The organism is Bacillus sp. JJ1521 (genome assembly GCF_036965165.1).
GTDB lineage: Bacteria > Bacillota > Bacilli > Bacillales > Bacillaceae_L > Ferdinandcohnia.
On sequence record NZ_JBALOX010000305.1, the window covers coordinates 1 to 2,822 of the forward strand.

The 2,822-nt window shown below is 37.6% G+C and carries 4 protein-coding genes; 2 read left to right on the forward strand and 2 right to left on the reverse strand.

Annotated features, from left to right (window positions below; translation table 11 throughout):
* Positions 1 to 367, reverse strand: a 367-nt coding sequence (locus V7147_RS25115; RefSeq protein ID WP_438824659.1) for a Na/Pi cotransporter family protein, incomplete at its 3' end; no start/stop codon positions are given.
* 288 nt (positions 368 to 655) lie between these two features.
* Here V7147_RS25115 and V7147_RS25120 point away from each other — a divergent pair.
* Positions 656 to 982: a hypothetical protein gene (locus V7147_RS25120; protein ID WP_335370522.1), complete on the forward strand. Its 327-nt coding sequence runs from the start codon at positions 656 to 658 to the stop codon at positions 980 to 982.
* A 129-nt stretch (positions 983 to 1,111) separates the two neighbouring features.
* Positions 1,112 to 2,218 carry a flavodoxin-dependent (E)-4-hydroxy-3-methylbut-2-enyl-diphosphate synthase gene (ispG, locus tag V7147_RS25125; protein WP_335370524.1) on the forward strand — a complete coding sequence of 369 codons (1,107 nt, stop codon included), beginning with the start codon at positions 1,112 to 1,114 and terminating at the stop codon, positions 2,216 to 2,218.
* 50 nt (positions 2,219 to 2,268) lie between these two features.
* Here the strand turns inward: ispG and V7147_RS25130 are convergent, their stop codons facing one another.
* Positions 2,269 to 2,661 carry a DUF308 domain-containing protein gene (locus V7147_RS25130; RefSeq protein WP_335370523.1) on the reverse strand — a complete coding sequence of 131 codons (393 nt, stop codon included), beginning with the start codon at positions 2,659 to 2,661 and terminating at the stop codon, positions 2,269 to 2,271.
* Between the last annotated feature and the right edge of the window lie 161 nt (positions 2,662 to 2,822).

Consider the following 2,822-nt stretch of genomic DNA (forward strand, 5'->3'; position numbering starts at 1 on the left):
TATTTTTAAAGAAGAAAAGTAGTATGGCCCCTACCGCTATGATCGGGAGTGCATAATCTGTAATTTTAATCCCTATGATAAATGCAGTCACAGTGGTTCCGATATTTGCCCCCATAATCACTCCAATCGCTTGTCGTAAAGTCATAAAACCTGCGCTTACGAGACCTACCACAATTACTGTTGTTCCCGAACTACTTTGAATTAAACCTGTTACAAGAACACCTGCCAGAACACCCATAAATGGATTGGTTGTAAACCTATCTAAAATATCCCTTAGTTTATCCCCGGCAGACTTTTGGAGTCCCTCCCCCATGTACTTGATACCAAATAGGAAGATACCAAGTCCACCTATAAAATGAAATATCATATCCTGTACATTTAGTTCCACATTGCCAACTCCCATTATTTTATTAATTTGTGAGCAAGCCCATTAAAATGGTACCGTAGTCCATTTTTTATGTAAAGGAATAATATGTAATTTACAATCCTGTAACAAATGTCCTAGGTCATTCTTAATACGCTTTTTTTCACATGCATGTAAAAAGTTTCTATTTCTAGCTTCTCTATTAAATTTTGTGTGTTTCTATTAATTTTTGGAATATCTAAAAGACCAAAGCATATTCTGTATTAAGTAGATCTAGCGGAGGTTATGGACATGAAGCGATTCTTCGCATTCCTAGCAATTATGTTTATTTTATTTATTATTTATTATGATGTAAGAATTGGTACTCTACCAATTGCTAAAAGTGAATCAATAGAGGCAACAGAGGTTGTTGCCCAAACTCCAAATGATCCATATCGGGAGATCAAAGTTAAGGCAGGAGACACTTTATTATCAATTGTTGAAAAACTAAATGAAGGGAAGCAGATCTCTTCCATTGAATCTGTTATCATGGATTTTGAAGAGCTTAACCCTGACAGTAAAGCTGAACTTCTTCAAATTGGAAAAACATATAAATTTCCATTATATACGAATGAATAAGGGTCCTTTCTTGTCAAATTTTTGATTCAACTGTAAAATAGGCAAGTAAATGATTCTTTAGACTAGATATTTTTCTAATAAAGGATTACTCTTATATAAGTGATATTATAGGTTTAACTTAAAGGAGCGATATTCGTGAGTGAAATCATCCATCGTACAAAAACACGTCCTGTAAAGGTTGGTAATTTAACGATTGGTGGTAATAATGAAGTTATTATTCAAAGTATGACCACTACAAAGACACATGATGTAGATGCAACAGTTGCAGAAATCAAGCGTCTTGAAGAAGCAGGATGTCAAATTGTTCGTGTAGCATGTCCTGATGAGCGTGCAGCAAATGCAATTCCAGAAATCAAAAAAAGAATTTCAATTCCTCTTGTTGTTGATATACATTTCGATTATAAATTAGCCTTAAAAGCAATTGAGGGAGGAGCCGATAAAATTCGGATTAACCCTGGTAATATCGGCCGAAAAGAAAAGGTTGAAGCTGTTGTTAAAGCTGCGAAGGAAAAAGGAATTCCAATTCGTATTGGGGTTAACGCGGGATCATTAGAAAAGCGTATCCTTGATAAATATGGTTACCCTACTGCAGATGGTATGGTTGAAAGTGCATTACACCACATTAAAATCTTAGAGGACCTTGATTTCCATGACATCATTGTGTCAATGAAGGCATCAACTGTTCCACTTGCCATCGAAGCATATGAAAAAGCGGCAAAAGCATTTGATTACCCATTACACTTAGGTATTACCGAATCAGGAACACTGTTTTCTGGAACAGTTAAAAGTGCAGCTGGTTTAGGTGCTATTTTAAGTAAGGGAATTGGAAATACATTACGTGTTTCACTAAGTGCAGACCCTGTTGAGGAAGTTAAGGTTGCACGTGAATTATTAAAATCATTTGGTTTAATATCTAATGCGGCAACATTAATTTCATGCCCAACATGTGGACGAATTGAAATCGACCTAATTAAAATTGCTAATGAGGTTGAAGAGTATATTGCAAACATTAAAGCACCAATTAAAGTTTCTGTATTAGGATGTGCCGTTAACGGCCCAGGTGAGGCTAAAGAAGCTGATATTGGAATTGCAGGTGCACGTGGAGAAGGATTACTTTTCCGTCACGGTAAAACCGTCAGAAAAGTGCCTGAGGCAACCATGGTAGAAGAATTGAAAAAAGAAATCGACAAGCTTGCTGAAGAATATTTCGCAAAGCAGGCGGCAGAGCAAAAATAATAAAAACAAGCCCGGCACACGAAGTGTCGGGCTTATTTTATATACTTATGTTAAAAAAATGGGAGGATGAAGATGCCGACGATAATCGATACAGCACCAATCCCGATTGCCCATGCTCCTAAACCAGTCGCTCCACGTCGACGAGCAATAAATCCAATGATAATACCTGCTGCTCCTAATAATACAGGCATTACAAACAAGGAAATAATTGATAAAGCAAGAGCGAGCCAGCCTAAACCTGCACCACCTGCTCTATCACGGGTATTATCCCCTTCATAGTTCGTCTCACGTCTTGTGGTTCCATAATTGATTGGAGCGGCAACCTCTGCTGCCGTTTCCTCATTATAGCTTGAGTCAGCATTTGCGCCTAAGTTTGGATCAACGTAGTAATCAAAATCATTATCGTCTTGATAATTTCTTACGTTTTTATCTTGTTCTGCCATGCTTATCCCTCGCTTTCCTTATGGGTAAGGAGCATTTATAGTATGAGTTAAGGAAGAGGGAATTATAATTGTTAATCATTGTAAAGGAAAAGCGCAAGGTGCCCGCCTTGAGAAACATCGATTAACTACCGCCACGTCCTGTGGCGAACGTCGATGTCAGC

Bases quoted from the DNA above. Each gene is read 5' to 3' on its own strand.
- V7147_RS25130 (WP_335370523.1), bottom strand. From the start codon at position 2,661: ATGGCAGAACAAGATAAAAACGTAAGAAATTATCAAGACGATAATGAT.
- V7147_RS25120 (WP_335370522.1), top strand. From the start codon at position 656: ATGAAGCGATTCTTCGCATTCCTAGCAATTATGTTTATTTTATTTATT.